The organism is Bacillota bacterium (genome assembly GCA_023511455.1).
Classification (GTDB): domain Bacteria; phylum Armatimonadota; class HRBIN16; order HRBIN16; family HRBIN16; genus HRBIN16.
Map to the genome: position 1 here is coordinate 16,990 of JAIMBJ010000026.1, position 21,777 is coordinate 38,766.

General features: G+C 59.3%; 20 protein-coding genes. 12 read left to right on the plus strand and 8 right to left on the minus strand.

The genetic code is table 11. The annotated features are described in order from the left end of the window. Positions 1-57: 57 nt before the first annotated feature. The 8 genes from K6U75_12760 to rpsB form a co-directional block, all read right to left on the minus strand. Positions 58-528 (minus strand): N-acetyltransferase, encoded by a 471-nt coding sequence (locus K6U75_12760; GenBank protein ID MCL6475909.1) that lies wholly within the window; start codon positions 526-528, stop codon positions 58-60. Between the two features lie 16 nt (positions 529-544). Next, complete coding sequence (gene rseP, locus K6U75_12765) at positions 545-1,630, minus strand: RIP metalloprotease RseP (GenBank protein ID MCL6475910.1); 1,086 nt, start codon at positions 1,628-1,630, stop codon at positions 545-547. Between the two features lie 108 nt (positions 1,631-1,738). Next, the gene (locus K6U75_12770; protein ID MCL6475911.1) at positions 1,739-2,881 is read right to left on the minus strand and encodes a 1-deoxy-D-xylulose-5-phosphate reductoisomerase; all 1,143 of its coding nucleotides are present in this window, start codon (positions 2,879-2,881) and stop codon (positions 1,739-1,741) included. Next, positions 2,878-3,669 carry an isoprenyl transferase gene (locus tag K6U75_12775; protein MCL6475912.1) on the minus strand — a complete coding sequence of 264 codons (792 nt, stop codon included), beginning with the start codon at positions 3,667-3,669 and terminating at the stop codon, positions 2,878-2,880. The genes K6U75_12770 and K6U75_12775 overlap by 4 nt, the downstream gene beginning before the upstream one ends. A gap of 25 nt (positions 3,670-3,694) precedes the next feature. After that, positions 3,695-4,252, minus strand: a complete 558-nt coding sequence (gene frr / locus K6U75_12780; GenBank protein MCL6475913.1) for a ribosome recycling factor — start codon at positions 4,250-4,252, stop codon at positions 3,695-3,697. Continuing rightward, the gene (gene pyrH / locus K6U75_12785; GenBank protein MCL6475914.1) at positions 4,249-4,992 is read right to left on the minus strand and encodes a UMP kinase; all 744 of its coding nucleotides are present in this window, start codon (positions 4,990-4,992) and stop codon (positions 4,249-4,251) included. Before pyrH ends, frr begins: the two co-directional genes overlap by 4 nt. A 2-nt stretch (positions 4,993-4,994) precedes the next feature. Further along, positions 4,995-5,888, minus strand: coding sequence for a translation elongation factor Ts (tsf, locus tag K6U75_12790; GenBank protein ID MCL6475915.1), 894 nt, complete (start codon positions 5,886-5,888; stop codon positions 4,995-4,997). 6 nt (positions 5,889-5,894) lie between these two features. After that, positions 5,895-6,833: a 30S ribosomal protein S2 gene (rpsB, locus tag K6U75_12795; protein ID MCL6475916.1), complete on the minus strand. Its 939-nt coding sequence runs from the start codon at positions 6,831-6,833 to the stop codon at positions 5,895-5,897. Between the two features lie 269 nt (positions 6,834-7,102). Here rpsB and K6U75_12800 point away from each other — a divergent pair, with 269 nt between their 5' ends. The 12 genes from K6U75_12800 (at position 7,103) to nuoH (ending at position 21,777) form a co-directional block, all read left to right on the plus strand. Continuing rightward, entirely contained in the window at positions 7,103-7,990 is an 888-nt protein-coding gene (locus K6U75_12800) for a phytanoyl-CoA dioxygenase family protein (GenBank protein ID MCL6475917.1), read from the plus strand. 295 nt (positions 7,991-8,285) lie between these two features. Next, positions 8,286-8,708 (plus strand): PmoA family protein, encoded by a 423-nt coding sequence (locus K6U75_12805; GenBank protein ID MCL6475918.1) that lies wholly within the window; start codon positions 8,286-8,288, stop codon positions 8,706-8,708. Positions 8,709-8,865: 157 nt separating this feature from the next. After that, positions 8,866-9,333: a hypothetical protein gene (locus K6U75_12810; GenBank protein ID MCL6475919.1), complete on the plus strand. Its 468-nt coding sequence runs from the start codon at positions 8,866-8,868 to the stop codon at positions 9,331-9,333. Between the two features lie 78 nt (positions 9,334-9,411). Then, positions 9,412-12,408, plus strand: a complete 2,997-nt coding sequence (locus K6U75_12815; GenBank protein ID MCL6475920.1) for a hypothetical protein — start codon at positions 9,412-9,414, stop codon at positions 12,406-12,408. A gap of 142 nt (positions 12,409-12,550) precedes the next feature. Then, the gene (locus K6U75_12820) at positions 12,551-13,954 is read left to right on the plus strand and encodes a hypothetical protein (protein ID MCL6475921.1); all 1,404 of its coding nucleotides are present in this window, start codon (positions 12,551-12,553) and stop codon (positions 13,952-13,954) included. A 189-nt stretch (positions 13,955-14,143) separates the two neighbouring features. After that, positions 14,144-14,611: an NADH-quinone oxidoreductase subunit A gene (locus tag K6U75_12825; protein MCL6475922.1), complete on the plus strand. Its 468-nt coding sequence runs from the start codon at positions 14,144-14,146 to the stop codon at positions 14,609-14,611. Between the two features lie 34 nt (positions 14,612-14,645). Beyond that, positions 14,646-15,209 carry an NADH-quinone oxidoreductase subunit C gene (locus K6U75_12830; protein MCL6475923.1) on the plus strand — a complete coding sequence of 188 codons (564 nt, stop codon included), beginning with the start codon at positions 14,646-14,648 and terminating at the stop codon, positions 15,207-15,209. 15 nt (positions 15,210-15,224) lie between these two features. Beyond that, positions 15,225-16,433 carry an NADH-quinone oxidoreductase subunit D gene (locus K6U75_12835; GenBank protein ID MCL6475924.1) on the plus strand — a complete coding sequence of 403 codons (1,209 nt, stop codon included), beginning with the start codon at positions 15,225-15,227 and terminating at the stop codon, positions 16,431-16,433. Beyond that, on the plus strand, positions 16,430-17,098 hold the full coding sequence (gene nuoE, locus K6U75_12840) for an NADH-quinone oxidoreductase subunit NuoE (protein ID MCL6475925.1): 669 nt from the start codon (positions 16,430-16,432) through the stop codon (positions 17,096-17,098). The genes K6U75_12835 and nuoE overlap by 4 nt, the downstream gene beginning before the upstream one ends. Further along, positions 17,091-18,380: an NADH-quinone oxidoreductase subunit NuoF gene (nuoF, locus tag K6U75_12845; protein ID MCL6475926.1), complete on the plus strand. Its 1,290-nt coding sequence runs from the start codon at positions 17,091-17,093 to the stop codon at positions 18,378-18,380. Before nuoE ends, nuoF begins: the two co-directional genes overlap by 8 nt. A 19-nt stretch (positions 18,381-18,399) precedes the next feature. Then, positions 18,400-20,715 carry an NADH-quinone oxidoreductase subunit NuoG gene (gene nuoG / locus K6U75_12850; protein ID MCL6475927.1) on the plus strand — a complete coding sequence of 772 codons (2,316 nt, stop codon included), beginning with the start codon at positions 18,400-18,402 and terminating at the stop codon, positions 20,713-20,715. 27 nt (positions 20,716-20,742) lie between these two features. Beyond that, positions 20,743-21,777 (plus strand): NADH-quinone oxidoreductase subunit NuoH, encoded by a 1,035-nt coding sequence (nuoH, locus tag K6U75_12855; GenBank protein MCL6475928.1) that lies wholly within the window; start codon positions 20,743-20,745, stop codon positions 21,775-21,777.

A 21,777-nucleotide genomic window follows, 5' to 3' on the forward strand; every position in this document is an offset into this window, starting at 1 on the left:
AAAGGCTTTTCGGGCAAAAGCAGGCGTCATCGAAGCAGCGACAGCTGCAACGTCACCCTATTTCGGAGGATACACCTCGATAATCACTGCCACCTCCTGACAGTCGTAGAACTTGGGGCAGTGTACGCATTCCGTCCACACTTTGCGGGGTAGCTCGGCGCGGTCGCACACGCGGAACCCCAGTTTCTCGAAAAACTTCGGTTTGTAGGTGAGTGCGAACACCCGCTCGACGCCGATGAGAGGAGCCTCTCGCAGGCATTCCAGCACCAGCTGCTTGCCGTAGCCTTTTCCCTGAGCCTGTTCGGCAACCGCCAGTGATTTAATCTCCGCCAGGTCGCGCCATAGCACATGAAGCGCCACACAGCCCACCACCTCGTCACCTTCTTCCACCACGAAGAAGTCGCGCAGGTTTTCATAGAACTGCGCCAGCGAGCGGTGTAGCATCTCCCCACGGTCTGCATAATAGTTGACAAGGCGTTGCATCGCCGGAACGTCCGCCGTGCGCGCCTTCCGTATAGTGCCCCTCATACCCTGTTGTTTTGTTCTACTGTGGGAACTTCCCTGCAATCAGGCGGTTGATGTCGTTGGCGGTGACCAGTACCAGAATGGAGAGCAGGATAGCCAGCCCGACCATCTGCACCGCCATCTGCTGTTTGGCAGTGAGACGACGCCCTCTGCGCAGCCATTCAATGAAGTAAAGCACCAGGTGTCCTCCATCCAGAATCGGGATGGGAAAGAGGTTCAGTATGCCCAGACTGATACTCAGAGCCGCCATGAAGCTGAGCACACGGTGCAGCCCCTCTTTCGCGGCAACGTGCGTCATCTGCACGATTGCCACCGGGCCACCCACGTTGTCCTTGACGTTCTTGGTGAAAAGGTGTTCGGGAATCGCCATGATGAGGTTTTTGGTGATGCGTGTCCCTGCCACCAGCGACTCCCAGGGCGACAGCCGTTTGACCTCGAAGCCGGGTATAAATCCCAACCGCCCCTCTTTGCGAATGACCTTTTTGCCGTCCTTGACCTCTTCGACCTCGTACTCCTTCGGGGTACCGCTGAGCAGGACGTACTGGTTATCACGCTTGACGCGCACAAACAACCGCTTGCCGGGGCTGCTGTGAATCACTTTCATCATGTGTTCGCCGTCGCGGATGGGTTCCTTGTTAATCTCCACGATCACGTCGCCCATTTTCAACCCCATGCGTTCCGCTTCGGTGCCGGGCAGAACCTGTGCGACACGGTTCATGGGCTTACCGATGTCCAGCCCCACCGTCATGCCCATGATGGAGAAGATAGCATAACCCAGCAGCAAGCTCATTACAGGACCGGCAAGCACCACTGCGTTGCGCTGCCATATCGGTTTGGAGAAGAAGGTGCCCGGAGGCGGGGTCTCTTCGTGTGAGTCCATGCCGGCGATACGCACGAAGCCTCCCAGTGGGATCGGGCGGATGGTGTACTCGGTGTCACCTCTGCGTGCCAGTACAATCCACTTGGGACCAAACCCGACAGCGAACTCTTCCACGCGCATCCCGCACCATTTCGCAACAATAAAATGACCGAACTCATGTGCGACAACGAGTATACCGATTGTGAGTAGAAAATAGAACAGGGTCTGTAACACCTGGTATTCCAACGGCGAAACCTCCTCAACAGGCAACGATTTGCGGCGAACCGGTTGCTACCTATTCTTACGTTCATTATACCTGTTGCGCGTTTCCGATTCGCTACAAAAAGCACCAGATTATGGACTTTTCCAGAGGCGTGCTTGTTCCCGCGCCCACAGGTCCACCTCTCGCACGGCTTCCAGCGTCGCGGGTTGAGGCTGATGCTTTTCCATCACGTCGCGCACACACTGTATAATGTCGGTAAAAGCGATTTCTCCCCGCAGGAATCGAGCGACAGCCACCTCGTTGGCGGCGTTCATGGCGGCGGGCATGGTGCCTCCTGCTGCCAGTGCGTCGCGCGCCACCCGCAGCGCGGGGTATCGGCGCAGGTCGGGTTCGCAGAACGTGAGCATACCGACCTCGGTCAGGTTCAAGCGGGGCAGGTGAGTATCCACCCTTTCGGGGTAGAGCAGGGCATACTGAATAGGCAAGCGCATATCCGGTAAACCCAGCTGCGCCAGCACCGAGCCATCCTGCAGTTCCACCAGCGCGTGCACGATGCTTTGCGGATGCAGCACGACCTGTATCCTGTCGGCGGGCACCCCAAAAAGCCAGTGCGCTTCGATAATCTCCAGTCCTTTATTCATCAGCGTGGCGCTGTCGATCGTGATTTTGGCTCCCATCTGCCACGTGGGATGCTGCAGGGCACGCTCTGGGGTGACGAAGGGCAGTTCTTCAAGGGGGAGATCGCGCAGTGCGCCGCCAGAAGCGGTCAGCAGGATTCGGTGCACCGAGTCAGGTCGCTCGCCCTGAAGGCACTGGAACACGGCGGAGTGCTCACTGTCGATAGGCACTACAGGCACACCATGCTGTTTCGCCAGCGACATCACGCTCTCTCCCGCCGCAACCAGTACCTCTTTGCTTGCCAGCGCGATGCTTTTACCTGCACGCAACGCAGCAACCGTCGCCGCCAGCCCGCAGACTCCAGCCACTCCCACGACCACAGTGTCCACCTCGGGCAGTGTGGCGATTGCTTGCAAGCCTTCGTCGCCGGCGTAGACGTACCAGTCGGGTTGGCGCGCGCGCAGGGCAGAAGCTGCCTGCTCGTCAGCGAGGGCGACGTGCCGCACGCCAAACTGATGAGCCTGTTGCCACAGGCGTTCGTGGTCGCGGTGGGCGGCAAGGGCTATCACCCGAATGCGGTCGGTCAGGCGCGCTACCACATCCAGACATTGTGTGCCAATAGAACCAGTGCTTCCGAGAACGGCTATCCGCTTCATCCCTCATCCAGAATGCCGCCGAACTTCCGTACGCGGTGCTGGTAGCTCACGATGGCTTCGATGAGATGTTCTGTGCGGAAGTCGGGCCAGAGGGTGGGGGTTACCCACAGTTCCGAGTAGGCGGTTTGCCACACAAGAAAGTTACTGACGCGCATTTCACCCGCGGTACGGATAATCAGGCTGGGGTCCGGCATATCCGGTGCGTACAGGTGCGCCCGAATGGTGGATTCATCGATCTCTTCGGGCTGTAACTCACCCCGTCGGACGCGCTCGGCGATGGCACGCACGGCGTCTACAATCTCCGCTCGTCCGCCGTAGTTAATGGCGAGGTTCAGGATAAGGCGGTCGTTCTGTGCGGTAATCTCCATGCCGCGGCGCAGTTCTTCCTGAAGGCTGGCGGGCAGCTCATGCAGACGCCCAATGACGCGCACCTGAATACCGTTGATGTACATCTGGCGCAGTTCCTGACGCGCCGCTTCTTCAATCAAAGCCATCAAACCGCTGGTCTCGTCCGGCGGGCGACGCCAGTTCTCGGTGCTAAAGGTGTACAGGGTCAACATCCTCACGCCGAGGTCGGCGCAGTCCTTGACCACGCGACGCACCGTTCGATAGCCCTGACGGTGCCCGACCAGACGGGGCAGACCGCGCTGTACCGCCCAGCGACCGTTGCCGTCCATGATGATAGCGATATGCTCGGGCAGTCGCGAAAAATCCACTCCTGCCTCTCGCGCTTTGACGACAGCCACGGACTGTTCGTCCGTATCAGCCTGTGAGGAGAGGGTTTCCATCCTTCTCACCGGAGCCTTGCTCCGCTTATACCTCCATCAGCTCTTCCTCTTTCGCCTTCTGCAGGCGGTCGATTTCGGCAATATACTTATCGGTCAACTTCTGAACCTGTTGCTCGGCGCGTTTCACATCGTCTTCCGACACTTCGCCCTTCTTTTCTAACGCCTTGAGATGCTCGTTGACTTCACGGCGTACATTGCGTATTGCCACGCGCTCCTCTTCCGCTTTCTTGTGCAACAGTTTGATGAGCTCCTTGCGTCTTTCTTCGGTCAGCTCAGGGATGCGGATGCGGATGAACTGTCCGTCGTTGTTGGGTACCAGGTTCAGGTCGGATTTCAGGATCGCTTTCTCGATCCACGGCAGGCTGTTTTTGTCGTACGGCTGGATCAGCAACAGACGCGGCTCGGGTACGGTGATGCTGGCAATATGGTTGATGGGAGTGGGAGTACCGTAGTAGTCCACCATCACGTGTTCCAGTATCGCCGGGTTGGCACGACCTGTCCGAATGGTGGCGAACTCGTGCGCCGCTTTTTCCACCGTTTTCTCCATTTTGTGTTCGGCTTCCTTAAGCAAATCCTCAATCATTTTTCCTCTCCTCCTACCAGAGTGCCAATGTCTTCGCCCAGAATGGCTCGTACGACGTTGCCCGGACGGGCGATGTTAAAAACTACAATCGGCAGACGGTTTTCCATGCACAGAGTCAGCGCAGTCAGGTCCATCACGCGCAGCTGACGTGTGATGGCTTCACTATATGTAATATACGAGAATCGCTTCGCGTTTGGGTCGCGTTTGGGGTCGGAATCGTAAACCCCGTCTACATTCGTTGCCTTCAGGAAAGCCTGTGCATGGATTTCCAGCGCGCGCAGTGCCGCGGCAGTATCCGTGGTGAAGTAGGGGTTGCCGGTTCCGGCGGCAAGGATGACCACGCGCCCCTTTTCGAGGTGGCGGATGGCGCGGCGGCGGATGAAAGGCTCGGCAACCTGAAACATCTGGATGGCGGTCTGCACGCGGGTCGGCACGCCCAGCTGCTCGATGGCATCCTGCAGGGCGAGCGCGTTAATGACGGTAGCGAGCATGCCCATATAGTCGGCGGTAGCGCGATCGATGCCCGCCTGCGCCGCGTGTTGCCCTCGAATGATATTACCGCCGCCGATAACGACCGCGATTTCCACACCCAGCTGGTGTGCATCCACAATCTGCTGTGCCAGAGAGCCGATCACCGTGTAGTCCAGTCCGCTTCCCCGCTCTCCGGCAAATGCCTCGCCGGAGAGCTTGAGAAGCACCCGTTGCCAGCGGGGTTGAGGTGTGGATGTTTCCGCCCTCATGGTTACGACCCGCTACTCTCACCGACACGGAAGCGCACCCATCGCTTCACCGTTAACGACTCACCTACCGCCTTCGAGAACTCGTCGATGACCTGCTTGACCGATTTCTTCTCGTCGCGGATGTAGCCCTGGTCCAGCAGGCAGATTTGCTCGAAGAACTTGCTCAGACGTCCTTCCACGATTTTGTCTATCGCCTGAGCCGGCTTACCTTCGTTCAGGGCACGCTGTTTTTGCACTTCACGTTCTTCGTCTATCAGCTGCTGGGGTACCTCTTCGCGTGTCAGATATCCCGGGTTGCCGAAAGCGATTTGCATCCCGATCTCGCGTGCGAGGTGCAGCGTTTCGGGGTGCTGAGCGCCCGCTTCGGTAGCCGCTTTCAACTCCACCATCACACCGATTTTACCGCCGAGATGGATGTAGGTATCCACGCAGCCGGTGCTATCGGTGCTGAAGGTGGCTATGCGTCCGATGACAATCTTTTCACGAATACGCGCCACCAGGTCCTCCACGCGCTGGCGCACGGTGCGGTCTGGCGCGACCTGGCTGGGTTGTTGGAGGAACTCCTCCAGCGAACCCTCGAAGCCCGTATCCACCAGCTGTTGCACCAGTTCCTTCGCCAACGACTGGAATTCGTCGTTGCGGGCGACGAAGTCGGTTTCGGCGTTCAGCTCCAGAAGCGCGCCACGTCGGCGGTCGGGGCTTACCGCAGCGACCACCACGCCTTCAGATGCCTGCCGCGATTCGCGCTTTACTGCTGCGGCGGCGCCCTTCTCGCGCAAAATCAGCCGGGCGCGCTCCATGTCGCCCTGAGCTTCAATCAGAGCCTGTTTGCATTCCATCATACCTGCGCCAGTCTGTTCGCGCAGTTCCTTGACCATTTGTGCTGTGATTTCCACTGATGCCTAGTCCTCCTGTGTTCGTCGTGTGCGCTGACGTTCGACCGTTTCCTCTTCTTCGAACTCGCTGTATTCCTCGTACATCCTGGCGTATTCGTCGTCCTCGCCGGGTCGAACCAGGATATCTTTTTCTTCTTCCTCAACCTCCTCGGCTTCCGTTTCTATTGCTTCTTCGTAGATGGCTTCGCCTTCTTCGGGTTTCTCTTCGCCTTCCGCTTCCTCAGCCTCTTCGGCAGCTTCCACCACTTCCGCGCCCTGCCACTCGACTGCCTTCACCTCGACGATAGCGTCGGCGATGCGGCTGCAAAGCAGCTTAATGGCTCGGATGGCGTCATCGTTGCCCGGAATCACGTAATCCACCTCGTCGGGGTCGCAGTTGGTGTCGACGATGGCGATGATGGGGATTTCCAGCCGGTGCGCCTCTTGCACGGCGATGTGCTCTTTCTTAAGATCGACGATGAACACGGCGTGCGGTAGCCCCGGCATATCCTTAATGCCAGCCAGTACCGAGTTCAGCTTTTCTTTCTCTTCGCGCAGCTTGGCGGCTTCCTTTTTGGGCAGGCGCTCCAGCGTGCCGTCCGCCTCCATCTTTTCGAGGTCGTTAAGGCGTTTGATGCGTTCCTGAATGGTTCTCCAGTTGGTCAACATCCCGCCCAGCCAGCGCTTGTTGACGTAAAACTGTCGGCTGCGTTCGGCGGCTTCGCGCACCGCTTCCTGCGCCTGCTTCTTGGTGCCTACGAACAGGATGTGCCCGCCGTTTTGTACCACCTCCTGCACGAACGCCTGCGCCTGTTCGAACAGCTGAAGCGTCTGGTGCAGGTCAATGATGTAGATGCCGTTCCGCGCGCCATAGATATAGCGCTTCATCTTGGGGTTCCAGCGGCGGGTGTGATGACCGAAATGAACTCCTGCTTCCAGGAGCTCTTTCATGGTGACCGTAGCCAAAGCCGTTTTTCCTCCTTTGCCTTCAGGTTGTGCCTCCCGCTCCATCCGCCCCGTGCGCGATCCCGGGCGGGACACCGGCGCACGAGTCCGGAGCGGTGTGTCATCGCGTTTTGTCGCAAAGCCAGTTTACCACAAAACGGTGGGGGAATCAAGCTTCCCAACGGCGCCTGTGGTGGAAACGCCTGTGGAGAATCCGTTGGCGATGCAGGATGCTCCGTTAGCGAGACAGAATTATTATCCTCGAAAAACATTCGGGAGGGTGTAGCCGCATGAAAGTGCAAATGGGTGTTCGCGAACTGGAGCTGGGTAGCCAATATCTGGGCGAACTACGCGATTGCAACGCACTCATGGGGAATGTTCAAGCTTTGCGCGAGCGCATGGCAGAGGATGGTTACCTGCTCATCCGCCGCTTCCATGATCCAGAGCGGGTGAAAGCGGCGCGACGTGTGCTTCTGGAAAACCTCGCTGCGAACGGACAGATCGACACGCGCTACCCACTGGACGAGGGGGTCATCGCCGAGGGGGCACGCGGGGCGTTCCTCGGCGGGGCAAAGGCGGTAACACATACGCCGGAGTTCCTGGCAGTCGTCGAATCTCCAGAAGTCATGCAGTTCTTCACCGACTTTCTGGGCGCGCCGGCAATCACCTTTAACTACAAGTGGCTCCGTGCGGTGGGTAAGGGCGAGTTTACCGGTGCCCACTACGATATCGTCTACATGGGCAGAGGAACTACCAATCTGTACACCGTCTGGACTCCTCTGGGCGATGTGCCACTCGAAAAGGGACCGCTTGCCATTCTGGAGGGGTCGCACCGACTCGAAAAGCTGAAAGAGACTTACGGACGGGTGGACGTCGACCGCGACAGGCTGCAAGGCTGGTTCTCCAATGACCCTGTCGAGATGGTGGACAAGTTTGGTGGACGATGGCTAACCACCGAGTTTGAGGCGGGCGACGCCATCATTTTCGGCATGTTTACCATGCACGGTTCGCTGAATAACGTCACCAACACGTATCGCCTGAGTTGCGACACCCGTTACCAGCGCGCGGACGAGCCTGCAGATGAACGGTGGATTGGCGAGAACCCGAAAGGGCATGAAGTGCATGGCAAGGAAGCCCTTGAGTCCATTCAGGAAGCGCGAAAACGCTGGGGGTTGTAGCCCGCCATGTCCGGACAGCACCGCCCGTCCGCTGAACAGGTAGAGGTACCGGTGCGTCTTAACCTGTCTCTCTCCGCAGGGCAGCGACGGGCGGCTGAAGAGGCTCGGCTACAGCTCGTTCATGCCAGTTCCGGTTGGCAAACCTGGGCGCAGCAGCTGGACGGGGCCGTGTGGGCGTCAGTGCCTCTCTCCGTGCTGCGAGAAAGGTGGGCACTTCAGATATCCACACGACCTGCTCCCGCCATGGTCATCGCCCGGCGCGACCGCGCGACGCGACAACTGCTCATCGAAGAGGATGGGAAACCCGTTTTGCAATACAACTACTGGACGGTGGACCGCCCTGAGCGCCACGCGCAGGTGTCTCCCGAAAACCGTATCTACTCGCGCCCGCGCAGTAACTACATCCATCCCCTCTACAGGCAAGCAGGCGTGGGCAGGTGCGTTTGGCGTCTTTCCGGGGGCGAAGGAGACAGGCGGACTGCTTATCTTCCCACATGCGGAGAACCCCCACCATCCGCCTGACTGGGTGGAGTATCCTGACCTGAACTGGATACAGCCCACGTTTCCTGCAGCGGGGGTGCGCTACGAGTTGAAGCCGGGCAAGCCGCTGACGTTGCGCTACAGGTTATGGGTCTGGAACGGCGAGGAACCGCCACAGGATGTGTGGCAGGCGCACTGGAATGCCTATCATCTGGCAGTCACAGGAGGAGAAACATGAGCAAGGTCTCACGGCGTACGTTCCTTCAAGCGGGTGTAGGCGCAGCGCTTGCTTTGCCGGTGGTGGTACCTGACAGGCAAACGGCCCAGCCGTACCATTACCGCATCGATCTTTTTTTAGCCAAACAGGGAGGCGGTATATCGATCTTGCGTCTGAGATGAGGCGCATCGCCTGGAAGGACGGATGGGCATGGGTAGAGGTCATAGGGGAAAACTACGTTGCCGACATCGCTGCGCTTTTGCAGAAGGAGGGGAGTCGGTGGTACGTTCGCGGTATTGTAAACCCTGCATACGTGACCTGTCCAGACGAACACACCTGTCTCGATGTGCTGGCTTACCTGTACCGTATCTTTCAGGCAAAGGCGGCTGCCGCGCCGCGGGATATATTCCCTGAAGTCCACCCCGAACGGGAGGCGATGCTGCGTGCGCTGCGGAAGGCAATCCCTGTCGAGCGGGTGGTGCTTCTGGTAAGGGAGTTCGAAATGCAGGGAGACAGGGTGCGCGTCACGGTGCACCCACGCAGTCCAATTGGCATGGAGCAGTACGAACCCGTGACGGCGGTCATGCAGAAGGAAGGAACCGTTTGGGGTGTCGGTTCGTTAGACACCGCACGCGAGGAAGAATGACCCATCCTGCAAGTCTACTCCCGGCTTACGGCAGAGGGGCGTGTTTATTTCCGACGCATCACCAAACTGGAGGTATTCATGGCGCAACCAGTTGCAATCGCTTTGAACGACCATCCTCATCTCGGGCAGTTGTTTACCGCCGAGGAGAAGTTTAACCTGCTCTGGGTTTCCGTGCCCAGCTGGAGCGATAACGAGGGAGGATTCACGCTCACCTTGTGGGATTCGCCCCGGCGCAGGCGCCGTCTGGCGTCGCAGGCATTTACCGACATCCGCGATAACAGCAGGGTCGCCCTGATTTTGCCGGAGCCGGTTCCGCCCGGCACCTACTACTGGGAGGTCTCCCAGCGTACGGGCGGCACGCGCGTGGGGCTTTACGCCCATCGGCTGGAGAGCGACTCTTCACAACCCGCCTATCTGGGCGATCGGCGTGACGCGCGTCTGCGCTTTTTGTTTGGGGTGCAGTATTCGCCGTATGTGGGGCAGGGCAAGCGACGTTCCTGGTGGTCACGCACCCGCCAAACGGCAGGTACACAGGGAAACTTTCCCCAATGGATTTGGTATCCCGAAACCCCTATCGCCGACAACGCCACACGCTTTTTCCGCAAGACCTTTGAGGTGCCCAAGCGCATTCGACGGGCAAGGGTGATTGTCACGGGCGATGATGCCTTCACCCTGTGGCTCAACGGGCGCGAGGTGGCGAAAGGCGGACAGCCCATGCTTCGTGATGTGGATGTCACTCGTCTGCTGAGACAGGGACGCAATGTGCTGGCGGCGTCGGTGTTCAACGCGGTTGCGCCCGCCGGATTGTTGCTGGAGCTGCGAATCGAAGACGTTGACGGGCGTGTGCAGCGGGTGTTCAGCGATAGCAGCTGGCGGTGCAGTACCCAGGAATCCCCCCGCTGGCAGGAGGTCGATTACAATCATTCGCGCTGGGCGCAGGCGGTGGTGCAGGGTGATGTGTTCGCCGGGCCATGGTACGGCACCGGCAATATCGCGCGGTACTACCCGCATCCACGCCTGCAGGGCGCGCTGGAACCGCTGAAACGAGAGCCTCCGGCACGCGCGGAAGTGCGTGTGGAACGCGGCGCGCCCCGATTGTTTATCAACGGCAGAGAGGTCTTTCCGTTACTCGCATGGAGCAATGACCTGATCGAGTTCGCGCCCGACTTCACCCACGCCGGCATCGACCTCTTCCATCCCCATTACAACCTCGCCGATGGTTGGCGGGAGGACGGCAAGCACGATTGGAGCGGGTTCGTGAACCTGCTGTCGCGCCTGCTGGGTATCAACCCAAAGGCGTACTTTCTGATACGGCTGGGTGTGTTTGCACCGGAGTGGTGGAAAGCGAAGCATCCTCAGGAGCTGATTGGCTACGCTTGTGAACTCGATGAGCGGCAGGGCGAGTTTGGAGGGGTGCGGCATCCGTCTTTTGCCTCGGAGGTGTGTCGACGCGATACCGAGGCGGTGCTGCGTCACTTTCTGCGCTTTGTAGAGCGCAATCCCCTGCGCAGTCGCGTCATCGGCTATCAGATAGCCAACGGTATCTATGGGGAATGGCACTACTTTGGGGCGCGCTACCTGCCTGATACCAGCCTGCCGATGCAACGCGCGTGCGGCGTTGTTCCCGACGCCAGAGCCCGGATGCACGCTTCATTGGGGCTGTTCCGTGACCCGACGACAGAGGCGGAGGTCATCCGCTACTACCAGCGCTTCCATGACGTTTGCGCCGATACCATCCTGACCTTCGCGCAGGTGGTGAAGCAAGAAACACGCGGCAGGGTGCTGTGCGCTGCGTTCTATGCCTATCTGCTGGAGAACCTGTGGATACAGGAGGGTGGTCACCTCGCACCGCAAAAGGTATTGACAAGCCCATACCTCGATTTTGTCGCGTGCCCCTATGCCTATCAGGGAGACGCGCGCGATGGCGCGGGCAACTGGTTGGGACGCTCGCGAGGCTTGTCGGGTGATGGGGGGTATCGTGTGCTACTAGAGAGCATCCAGCGGCATGGCAAGCTCTACTTCGCGGAGATAGACCCCAGCACCTGCCTGGAAACACAGCCCGAGCAGATGGGCAACGGCGGTGTTGGCAGCGAGACGCTGCGGGGCAGTCGGCTCATCCTGCGGCGCGACCTGGCGCATATGACGGCGCAGGGCAACGCTGGGTGGCTTTTCGATATCGGTCCGGGTTGGTTTGCGGAAAGGGAGTTTCTGGAAGAGATTCGCGCTTTCGTGCAGCTGGGCAGGGAACGTGTCCGCTGGAACCTGCAGTCCTCCGCGCAGGTGGTGGCGGTGTTTCAGCCCGAGAGCTTCTTTTTCACCGCGCACTGGAAAACTGCCACGGGGGAAGGCGAGTTCGACCTGTTCGGAGACTATTTCCTCAACAGGCAATCCCGCGCTATCCATCGGCTTGGTGCGCCGGTGGACTTTCTGGACATCAATGACCTGAATCCAGGCGACGCGAGGCGGTACCGGCTGTTTCTGCTGTGCAACTGTTTCACCTTGAACGATGAGCAGGTGGAGAAGTTGCGCCGTCTTTTTGCGCAAAGCGGTGCGACGGTGGTCTGGTTCTACGCGCCCGGATATGTTTGCCCAGAGGGTAGTTCGGTGGAGCGTATGAGCCGTTTGACAGGGTTTTCCCTGCGCCTGTTGCCTGGAGCGGGAGGCATGCTGATCGAAGCGGATGGGAGAACGTTTGGTTTGCCGGGGGTACATCAGCCCCGCTTTGTGGTGGAAGATGCCTCCGCTGAGCAGTTAGGGCGCTGGCAAGATGGTAGCGGTGTGACTTTTGCTCGCAAGCAGGTAGACGGGTTTACCTCCGTGTATGTGGGCACTGCGCCCGTGCCTGCGGAGATTCTTCGTTCTTTAGCGCAGGAGGCGGGGGTACGTTTGTGGACCAGTCAGCCCGACATCGTTTACGCCTGCACGGATGCTGTCTCCGTCACCGCCACGTCCGATGGGGAAAGAGAAATCCAACTCCCCAAACCCATGCGTTTATGGCAAAACGACTCCAGCAGGCAAACCGTCTTCCGCCTGAAGATGCGCGAAGGGGAGACGGCGGTGTTCATCGCGTCGTGAGCGGTCACAAACGGCTTCGTGCATTTTCTGAAAATTTTGGTGAAAAAATTACTGGAATCCCTTCCTGTGGCACGATTCTTGCATCGAAATAATTACGGGAGTGTTAATCTCCCATTACACTCGGAAAGGAGGGTTTTTGGTTATGCAACGCACCTTTGCGGGTATCGTGTTCGCTGTATGTGCCACTCTGCTGATGTGTCAGGGAGAGGTTCAGGCACAGGCTCTCAACATGGACCTCGTGGGAAGCTACAATACCCCAGGGGAAGCGATCGGAGTGGTGGTGTCTGGTTCGCTGGCGTATGTCGCCGATGAAGGCGGTGGGTTCCGCATCATCGATGTATCCAATCCTGCTGCTCCTCAGCAAAGAGGGGCTTTGCAGACCGCGGGGGTCGCTCAGGATGTGGCTGTGTCCGGCAACTATGCGTACCTGGCGGCGGCAGGCGCAGGCTTGCGCATCATCGACATCACCAATCCCGCAAGTCCTCGGGAGGTAGGCGCCTTCGACACCCCGGAGTTTGCCTACGAGGTGGCCGTCGTCGGCTCGGTGGCTATGGTCGCGGATGGAAATGGCGGCTTGCGGATTATCGACGTATCGAACCCCGCCGCCCCGCGTCAGATTGCCACACTGGGAGGTTCCATCCGCGCTATAGCCGTATCGGGTTCGCTGGCGTATTTGGCAGCTACGAGCGCAGGACTGCGCATCGTGGACATCTCTGACCCTGCCAACCCTCAGGTGGTCTCCACACTGAACGTTGGCTATGCATACGATGTTGCCGTGCTTGGCAACGTAGTCTATGTTGCCAGCTGGTATGCAGGCATACGCATTGTGGACGTGTCCAATCCTGCCAGTCCGCGCGTTGTGCAGACTATCAACACGCCAGAAAACGTCTGGGAGCTGCACGCGACTGGTCGCTTTGTGTATGCTGCAGCTGGGGCGTCCGGCGTGCGCATGTACGACGTGAGCAACCCGTCTGCGCCGGTAGAAGCAGGCTATTACAACACGCCGGGCTGGGCAGAAGGCGTGTTCGCTGTCAGCAGGTATGTATACGTTGGCGATAACGCGCCCGGGCTGCTGGTGTTGCGCTACACGGGTGTCATGGACTTCTCGGTGCGCGGGCAGGTTACGCTTGGCGACTATGGAGCCAGCCCGCAGGGGGTGCAGGTGCAGGTCGAGCTGCGACAGGGCGGTTCCGTCGTGCGTCAGGAGACCGTGACGCTGGACAGCAACGGCGGATACGTCCTAGCGGAAGTGCCACAAGGCACGTACGATATCGCCTTCAAAGCCAGCCACTGGCTGCGGCGGGTGCTGACCGGGGTCGTGGTCGATAATGACCTGACCGGCGTGGACGTCGTGCTGGTGAACGGCGACGTGGACGGCGACAACGAGGTCACCCTGCTCGACTTCGGGCGGCTGGTCGCCGCGTTCGGTTCCATTCCCGGCGATGCCAACTGGGATGCTGACGCCGACCTGGACGGCGATGACGAGGTTACCCTGCTGGACTTCGGTATTCTGGTGCGTAACTTCGGCGAGCTGGGTGACGAGTAGCCTCCTCGGTTTTCCCCCTCCCTCCGCACAGGGGGGAGGGGTCTTCGCATAAAGCAGGATTTTTCAAAACCCTTCGCGAATTCGTTCTCAAACGACGCCGAAATACTACCCAAAAATCGTTTTATTGGGGTAAAATATTTTCGGCTTTTGCGATTGTGAATTCGTTCACGTGGCGAAGGGAACGACATGATGCTTAACACGTATATCCCTGTGCTGGTTTTAGCAGTGCTGGCAGCGGTGTTGGCTGTGGGCATGGTGGTGCTTTCTTTCCTGCTGGGTCCGAAGCGACCGGACGCCCGCAAAGTGTCTGCCTACGAGTGTGGCGTGACCCCTGTCGGCTCCGCACGCGAGCGGTTCCCCGTGAAGTTCTTTCTGGTGGCGATGTTATTCATTATTTTCGACGTGGAGACCATCTTCCTCTATCCATGGGCGGTTATCTTCAAGGACGCGCCGAAATCGGTGCAGCTGTTTAACCTGATGGAGATGGGCGTCTTTATCGCTATTCTTTTCGTCGGCTACTTCTACATGCTGGGCACGCGCGCGCTGGAGTGGGAAGAGTCCGAGCGGGCGCAACCGCGGCGCGTGAATCTCAGCGCAGTCGCCCAGCGACTGGACGCCACTGCGACCTCGCGGGAGGAAGTGGCGTTGCCCAATTGAGGAGGAAACCATGAGCCAAACCAGCGCACAGGAGATGACCGAGCGGACAGACGTGTTGCTTCTTCGGGAGCGGTTCCCGCAGGCGATACAGGAGGTATATTCCTTCCGCGGCGATACGTGGGTGGTTGTAGACAAAGCCTATCTGTTGGAAGTCTGTCGCTTTTTGCGCGATGACCCCGAACTCAGCTATCGGTTTCTCTCCGACGTAGTGGGTATTGACCAGCTGGGCAGGCGCGAGCCGCGCTTCGAAGTGGTATACAACCTGTATTCGTTCCGCACGTTCACGCGGTTGTTTCTGAAGGTGCGTGTGAATGAAAACGAAACCATCCCGTCGGTGACGGGTATCTACCCGGGCGCAAACTTTCCGGAACGTGAAGTGTACGACATGTTTGGCATTGTGTTCGAAGGGCACCCTGACCTGCGGCGCATCCTGATGCCGGATGATTGGGTAGGGCATCCCCTGCGCAAGGACTTTCCGCTGGGCGGTGAAGAGGTGGTCTTCGACCGCGGCACGCTGGGACCGTCTATCGCGGAAGTGCAGACCCCGCATCCCGGAGAGTCCTTCTTTGGGAAAACAGGACTGTCCAGCAGGGAGTAACAGGTGGAGGCAAGCATGAGCATTACGCCAGAGCAGATGGAGATATTACCCGGCGCCGCCGAAGGCACGATGATTATCAATATGGGCCCACAACACCCCAGCACGCACGGGGTGTTGCGACTGGTGGTGGAACTGGAAGGCGAGACCATAGTCAACGTGGTGCCCCACATTGGCTATCTGCATACAGGAATTGAGAAGACCTGCGAATACGAACAGTATCAGAAGTGCATCCCGCTGGTGGAGCGGATGGACTACCTCTCGGCGATGAACAACTCGCTGGCGTTCGTGCTGTCGGTGGAGAAGCTGCTGGACATCGAGGTTCCGCCGCGCGGGGTGTGGATGCGCATGATTTTCAGCGAACTGCAACGCATCGCCAGCCACCTGGTGTGGCTGGGCACGCACGCGCTGGACATCGGCGCGATGACGCCGTTCTTCTACTGCTTCCGCGAGCGCGAACGGATTCTGGACATGTTCGAGCATCTCTCTGGCGTGCGCATGTTCCCGTCGTGGATTCAGGTCGGCGGCTGGCGTGCGGATATGCCAGAGGGTCTGCTGGAGAAAATCGCGGCGTTTGTGGAAGATTTTCCTTCTAAAGTGGACGACTATGAGGGGCTGCTCAGAGAGAACCCGATTTGGATCGAGCGCACGCGCAACATCGGCATCATCACGGTGGACGAGTGTATCGCATTAGGCATCAACGGACCTATCCTGCGCGGCAGCGGTTACGCCTATGACATCCGCAAAGCGAACCCGTATCTCTACTATGACCAGGTGGAGTTCGACATCCCGACAGGTACCGTGGGCGATGTGTATGACCGCTTCCTGGTGCGGCTGGAAGAGATGCGTCAAGCCACGCGCATCATCAAGCAGTGCCTGGAGCGCATCCCGGAGGGACCTGTCAGCAGCGACGACCGCAAGGTGGTTCCACCGCCACGCGAAGAGCTCGACAACAGCATGGAGTCTCTGATTCACCACTTCAAGCTGTGGACGGAGGGCTTTCGTCCACCAGAGGGCGAGGCTTACGTGCCCATCGAGGGACCCAAAGGCGAAATCGGCTACTATGTGGTGAGCGATGGCAGCAACCGCCCGTGGCGGGTCAAAACGCGACCACCTTGCTTCATGAACTTGCAGGCGCTACCGCTGATGAGCAAGGGACACATGGTAGCGGACATCGTGGCAATCATCGGAAGCATCGATATCGTGTTGGGGGAGATCGACCGATGAGCGAGCGGATTCAGCTGAGCGACTATCCGCGCGTGCGACGCATCGATGAGAAAAAGCCACCCGAACTGCGCTTCTCCCCGCAAGCTGTGGAGGAGCTGGAACGCATCAAGCAGCATTACCCGACAAAGCGGGCGGCGATGTTACCCGCGCTTTGGATTGCCCAGCGGGAGTATGGCGGCTACCTACCGCCAGAAGCGTTGATGGAGGTCGCATACCGCCTGGGTACGTCATACGCGGTGGTCGAGGGGGTAGCATCGTTTTATACCATGTATAACAAACGTCCCGTCGGGCGGGTGATGCTGGAGGTATGCACCAATCTGACCTGTTCCATCTGCGGAGGCTATGAAGTTCTGCGCTATCTGGAACAGAAGCTGGGCATTCGTGTAGGCGAGACCACGCCGGATGGGCAGTTCACGTTGACAGAGGTAGAGTGCCTGAACGATTGCGGCAACGCCCCCGTGATGCAGGTGGGCAATCGCTATGTTGGCAATCTCACCCCCGAGAAGATCGATGCCTTGCTGGAAGAGCTGAAACAGACTGACCAGCACACAGTAGTGCAGCTGGCGGATACCGTCGTGCAGTGTCATCTATCGGAGAGCGACCGCCAGGCGATTGCCGAAGCGCTGGCGAAAAGCAGTGTCTCGCAGGAGGTAGACAATGGGTGAGTTAAGGGTATTATTCCAGCACAGGGACGTTCCTGGTATCGAAACTCTCGCTGTTTATGAACAGCACGGTGGCTACAGCGCGTTGCGCAAGGCGTTGGGGATGACCCGTCAGCAGGTAATCGATGAGGTGAAGGCGTCTGGCGTGCGCGGGCGAGGCGGTGCTGGCTTCCCCGCATGGATTAAGTGGAACGGCATCCCGAAGGACGAGCGACAGCCTCACTACGTGCTGTGCAACGCCGACGAAGGCGAGCCGGGCACCTTCAAAGACCGCGAGCTGATGATGCGCCTGCCGCACCAGCTCATCGAAGGCATGATTATCGCTGGCTACGCCACACTGGCGAAGGTCGGCTACATCTACATTCGTGGGGAGTACACCGAGCCTGCCCGCGCGATGCGCCGCGCCATCGATGAGGCATATCAGGCGGGCTATCTGGGCAAAAATATTCTGGGCAGCGGTGTGGATTACGACCTGTACATCCACATGGGCGCAGGATCGTACGAGTGCGGTGAAGAGTCAGCCATGATGAGTTCGCTGATGGGCGAGCGGGGTCAGCCGCGCCTGAAGTTTCCCCACGCGCCCCTGCCCACCATCGCGGGCTTGTGGGACTGCCCGACCTTGATAAACAATGTGGAGACCCTGTCCTGCGTCCCTGCCATCATCCGCAACGGCGGTGCGTGGTATGCGTCGATGGGCACCGAGAAAAGCACCGGCACCAAAATCTTCTCGGTGAGTGGACACGTGAACAAGCCGGGCAACTACGAGGTGGAGATGGGCACACCGCTGATGGAGCTGCTGGAGCTGGCGGGCGGCGTGAAGGGCAAGCTGAAGGCGGTCATTCCGGGCGGTTCGTCAGTGCCCATTCTGCCTGCGGAAAAGTGCGACGTGAACCTGGATTACGAGTCGTTGCAGGCGGCGGGCACGATGCTGGGGTCTGGCGGCTTCATGGTGCTGAACGATACCGTCTGCATCGTCCGCTTCATGCGCCGTACCGCCGCGTTTTACGCGCACGAGTCCTGTGGAAAGTGCACGCCCTGTCGCGAAGGCACGCGGTGGATGGTGAAGATTTTCGACCGCATCCTGGCAGGCGGCGGGCGGATGGAGGATATCGACTTACTGCTGGACATCTGTGACCAGATCGACGGGCGCAGTTATTGCGGGCTGGGTGACGCCGCGGCGTGGCCAATCCGCGCCAGCATCAAGCATTATCGGCACGAATACGAGTATTACATCCAGCATGGGCATTCCATCGTGGAGGCACAGGCGCAAGCTATCGCCGTGTAGGGAGGCAAGTCGGGCAACTATGGCTGAACAGGAGCTGGTGACTATTGAAATCAACGGCATCGAGCTTCAGGTGCCGAAGGGCGAGATGATTATCGAGTCCGCCAAGCGCATTGGTGTGGACATTCCCTTCTTTTGCTACCATCCCCGCCTGGGTCGTGGGCAAGCGGCAAACTGTCGGATGTGTCTGGTGGAAGTGGGCACGAAACAGCCTGACGGCTCCGTGCGCATGATGCCCAAGCCACAAACGTCTTGCTCGCTGCCCGCCAGCGAGGGTCTGGTCATTTATACCGACACGATGGCTATCCAGAAGGCGCGGCGGGGCGTTCTGGAGTTTCTGCTGATTAACCATCCGCTCGACTGCCCGATTTGCGACCGCGGCGGCGAGTGTCCCTTGCAGAATAACACGCTGTTTTACGGGCCGGGAGTGTCGCGCTTTGTGGAGGAGAAGCGCCACTTGCCCAAAGCCTTCCCCATCAGCGATTACGTGGTGCTGGACCGCGAACGGTGCATCCACTGTGCCCGCTGCACGCGGTTCTCGCAGGAGATTTCGGGCGACGCCCAGCTGGAGTTCCTGAAGCGCGGCGCGGACATGATGGTCAGCACCTTCTACGACACCGAGTTCACGTCGCGCTTTTCGGGCAATACTATCGAGCTGTGTCCTGTTGGGGCGTTGACGAGCCGCGTATACCGCTTCCGCGCGCGCCCGTGGGATATGAAATCGCAAAAGGGTATCTGCACACGCTGTTCCAACGGCTGTAACGTCTGGCTGGATTATCGCCCGAACCGGCTGGTGCGCGTGCTGGGGCGCGAGAACGAAGCGGTTAACGAAGAGTGGACATGTGATAAGGGCAAGTTCGGGCACGAATATGTCAACAGCGACCGCCGCTTGCTCAGCCCGCTGATCAGGAAGGATGGAAAGTTCGTGACCGCCGGCTGGGTGGAGGCATACCAGCTGATAGCGTCGCGCCTGCGGCAGGCGGTCGAGCAACACGGTGCGAAGTCGGTCGGGGCGATTGGCGGGGCGCACCTGTCCAACGAGGAGGCATACCTGTTGCAGAAGCTGATGCGCGTGGCGGTAGGCACGAACAATATCGACCACCGTCTGGAGCGCAACCAGCTGCCACTGGCAGGCAACGTGATGCTAACTCGATTCGGCGTGCCCTTCGCGCAGAACGCCATCGCCGACATCGAGCAGGCGAAAACAGTGTTCATTTTCGGTTCGGAGCTGGTAGACGAGCAGCCGATTGTGTTCCTGCGGGCGCGTAAGGCGTGGTACCGGCGCGGAGCGAAGGTGGTTATCGCCTACCCGGAGGTGACGGAGACCGAGCTGCGCTTCGACGAGCCGCTGGTGTTGCGGTACCGAGAGGGCACGGAAGCTGCGCTGGTCAACGGTTTGATTCACCTGCTGCTTGATTCGAACAAGGCGGTTACCGACGCTCTGTCCGCAGACGAATTGCAGGTGTTGCGGGAGTCGGTGCGCGTGTATACCCCTGAGCAGGTTGCTGAAGCGACAGGTGTTCCTGTGCAGCAGCTGGAAGAGGCGGTGACGCTGCTGGGAGAGGGCACCGTGATATTGTGCGGGGCAAAGGTGCGCAACCATCCTGACCATGCCGGGCTTCTACACGCGCTGGCGAATCTGACCGTCTTGACCGGCAATGCCGCGCGCGACAACGGCGGTTTGAATATTCTTCTGTCGGAGGTGAACTCGCACGGCGCGGCAGACATGGGAGTACTGCCCGACGGGTTACCGGGGCACGCACCGATAGGGGATGAGGAAGCGCGTCAGCGGATAGAGCGGATGTGGGGAGCTGGCCTGCCTGCGGAGCCCGGCTTCAACACACACGCCATGCTGGAATCTGCCGCGCAGGGACAGATGCAGGTACTGTATATCGTGGGTGAGGACGTGGCACAGAAGTACCATGACCCCGAACTGGCGCAGCGTGCGTTGGAGAACGCGGGGTTTGTGATAGTGCAGGACCTGTTCCTGACCGAGACAGCACAATATGCGGACGTGGTGTTGCCCGCGGCGAGCGTGGCAGAAAAGGAGGGTACCTTTACCAACACCGAGGGGCGGGTGCAGCGCTTCTGGAAGGCGTTCAACTCGCCATCGCCAGAGGTCAAACCCGATTTGAACATCTTCGCCGAGCTGGCGGTGTATCTGGGCAAGCCGATACCCGTCTTCTCGGCGGAGCAGGTGATGGACGAGATTGCGAAGGTCGTTCCCGCCTACGCTGCCTGTTGCTATGAGGTGCTTCCCGCAGAAGGGCGTCGCGTTGTGCAGAGTGCGGCGCGGCTGCGGCTGACGCCTGCGGCAGAAGGCGCAGCGGTGTTGTAATATACTGAAAGATGGACAAAGGGGTGGTTGAGGAGAGTGGACGCATTACTGAATAACCCTTGGGTGGTTATCCCGCTACGGATTCTGATTGTCATCGGATTCATCCTGACCCTGGTGCCAGGACTGGTGTGGCTGGAGCGCCGCGTGCTGGCGTTGATGCAAATCCGCAAGGGCCCGAACCGAGTGGGGCCGGCGGGGCTGTTACAGCCAGTAGCGGACGGGATTAAGCTGTTCTTTAAGGAGGACGTTGTTCCCGAGCGGGTAGACCGATTTATTTACTTTCTCGCGCCAGCGGGTTTCCTAATACCAGTACTGATAGCACCTGCGATTATCCCCTGGGGACCCAATGACCGTCTGACGCCGATTGCCGACGTGAACATCGGTATCCTGTTTTTGCTGGCAATGACGTCGCTGACGGTATACGGCATCGTGCTGGCGGGTTGGTCTTCGAACAACAAATACTCGCTGCTGGGTGGGCTGCGCGCTTCCGCACAGACCATCTCGTATGAGCTGGCGATGGGGTTGTCTATCATCTCGGTGGTGCTGCTCACAGGCTCGCTATCCATGCGCGACATGGTACTGAATCAGCAGGGCAGCCTCGGCATGTTGAACTGGCATGTGTTCCGCTTTTTCCCGCTGGGGCTGATTGCAACGGGCATTTTTCTGGTGGCGATGCTTGCGGAGACGAACCGCGCCCCCTTTGACCTGCCGGAAGCGGAAAGCGAACTGATAGCGGGCTATCACACCGAATACAGCAGCATGAAGTTCGCGATGTTCTTCATGGGCGAGTATGCCAGCATGATTACCATCTCCGCGGTGATGGTAACGCTGTTCTTCGGTGGCTGGCTGCCGCCGCTGCCGTTCGCGCCCTTCACGTGGGTGCCTGGTCCAATCTGGTTTCTGCTGAAGCTGGGCGTGTTCATCTACTTTTTCATCTGGGTGCGGGCGACGTTGCCCCGCCTGCGATACGATATGCTGATGAAGCTGGGCTGGCTGCGCCTGTTGCCAACGGCTCTGGTCAACCTGTTTTTAGTCGCCATCATCGTGTGGTGGCAGAAGTAA

Excerpts from the sequence above, each read along its gene's own strand:
- K6U75_12760 (MCL6475909.1), bottom strand. The coding sequence starts at position 528 with ATGAGGGGCACTATACGGAAGGCGCGCACGGCGGACGTTCCGGCGATG.
- K6U75_12770 (MCL6475911.1), bottom strand. The coding sequence starts at position 2,881 with ATGAAGCGGATAGCCGTTCTCGGAAGCACTGGTTCTATTGGCACACAA.
- K6U75_12775 (MCL6475912.1), bottom strand. The coding sequence starts at position 3,669 with ATGGAAACCCTCTCCTCACAGGCTGATACGGACGAACAGTCCGTGGCT.
- frr (MCL6475913.1), bottom strand. The coding sequence starts at position 4,252 with ATGATTGAGGATTTGCTTAAGGAAGCCGAACACAAAATGGAGAAAACG.
- pyrH (MCL6475914.1), bottom strand. The coding sequence starts at position 4,992 with ATGAGGGCGGAAACATCCACACCTCAACCCCGCTGGCAACGGGTGCTT.
- K6U75_12800 (MCL6475917.1), top strand. The coding sequence starts at position 7,103 with ATGAAAGTGCAAATGGGTGTTCGCGAACTGGAGCTGGGTAGCCAATAT.
- K6U75_12805 (MCL6475918.1), top strand. The coding sequence starts at position 8,286 with ATGGGAAACCCGTTTTGCAATACAACTACTGGACGGTGGACCGCCCTG.
- K6U75_12810 (MCL6475919.1), top strand. The coding sequence starts at position 8,866 with ATGAGGCGCATCGCCTGGAAGGACGGATGGGCATGGGTAGAGGTCATA.
- K6U75_12815 (MCL6475920.1), top strand. The coding sequence starts at position 9,412 with ATGGCGCAACCAGTTGCAATCGCTTTGAACGACCATCCTCATCTCGGG.
- K6U75_12820 (MCL6475921.1), top strand. The coding sequence starts at position 12,551 with ATGCAACGCACCTTTGCGGGTATCGTGTTCGCTGTATGTGCCACTCTG.
- K6U75_12825 (MCL6475922.1), top strand. The coding sequence starts at position 14,144 with ATGCTTAACACGTATATCCCTGTGCTGGTTTTAGCAGTGCTGGCAGCG.
- K6U75_12830 (MCL6475923.1), top strand. The coding sequence starts at position 14,646 with ATGACCGAGCGGACAGACGTGTTGCTTCTTCGGGAGCGGTTCCCGCAG.
- K6U75_12835 (MCL6475924.1), top strand. The coding sequence starts at position 15,225 with ATGAGCATTACGCCAGAGCAGATGGAGATATTACCCGGCGCCGCCGAA.
- nuoE (MCL6475925.1), top strand. The coding sequence starts at position 16,430 with ATGAGCGAGCGGATTCAGCTGAGCGACTATCCGCGCGTGCGACGCATC.
- nuoF (MCL6475926.1), top strand. The coding sequence starts at position 17,091 with ATGGGTGAGTTAAGGGTATTATTCCAGCACAGGGACGTTCCTGGTATC.
- nuoG (MCL6475927.1), top strand. The coding sequence starts at position 18,400 with ATGGCTGAACAGGAGCTGGTGACTATTGAAATCAACGGCATCGAGCTT.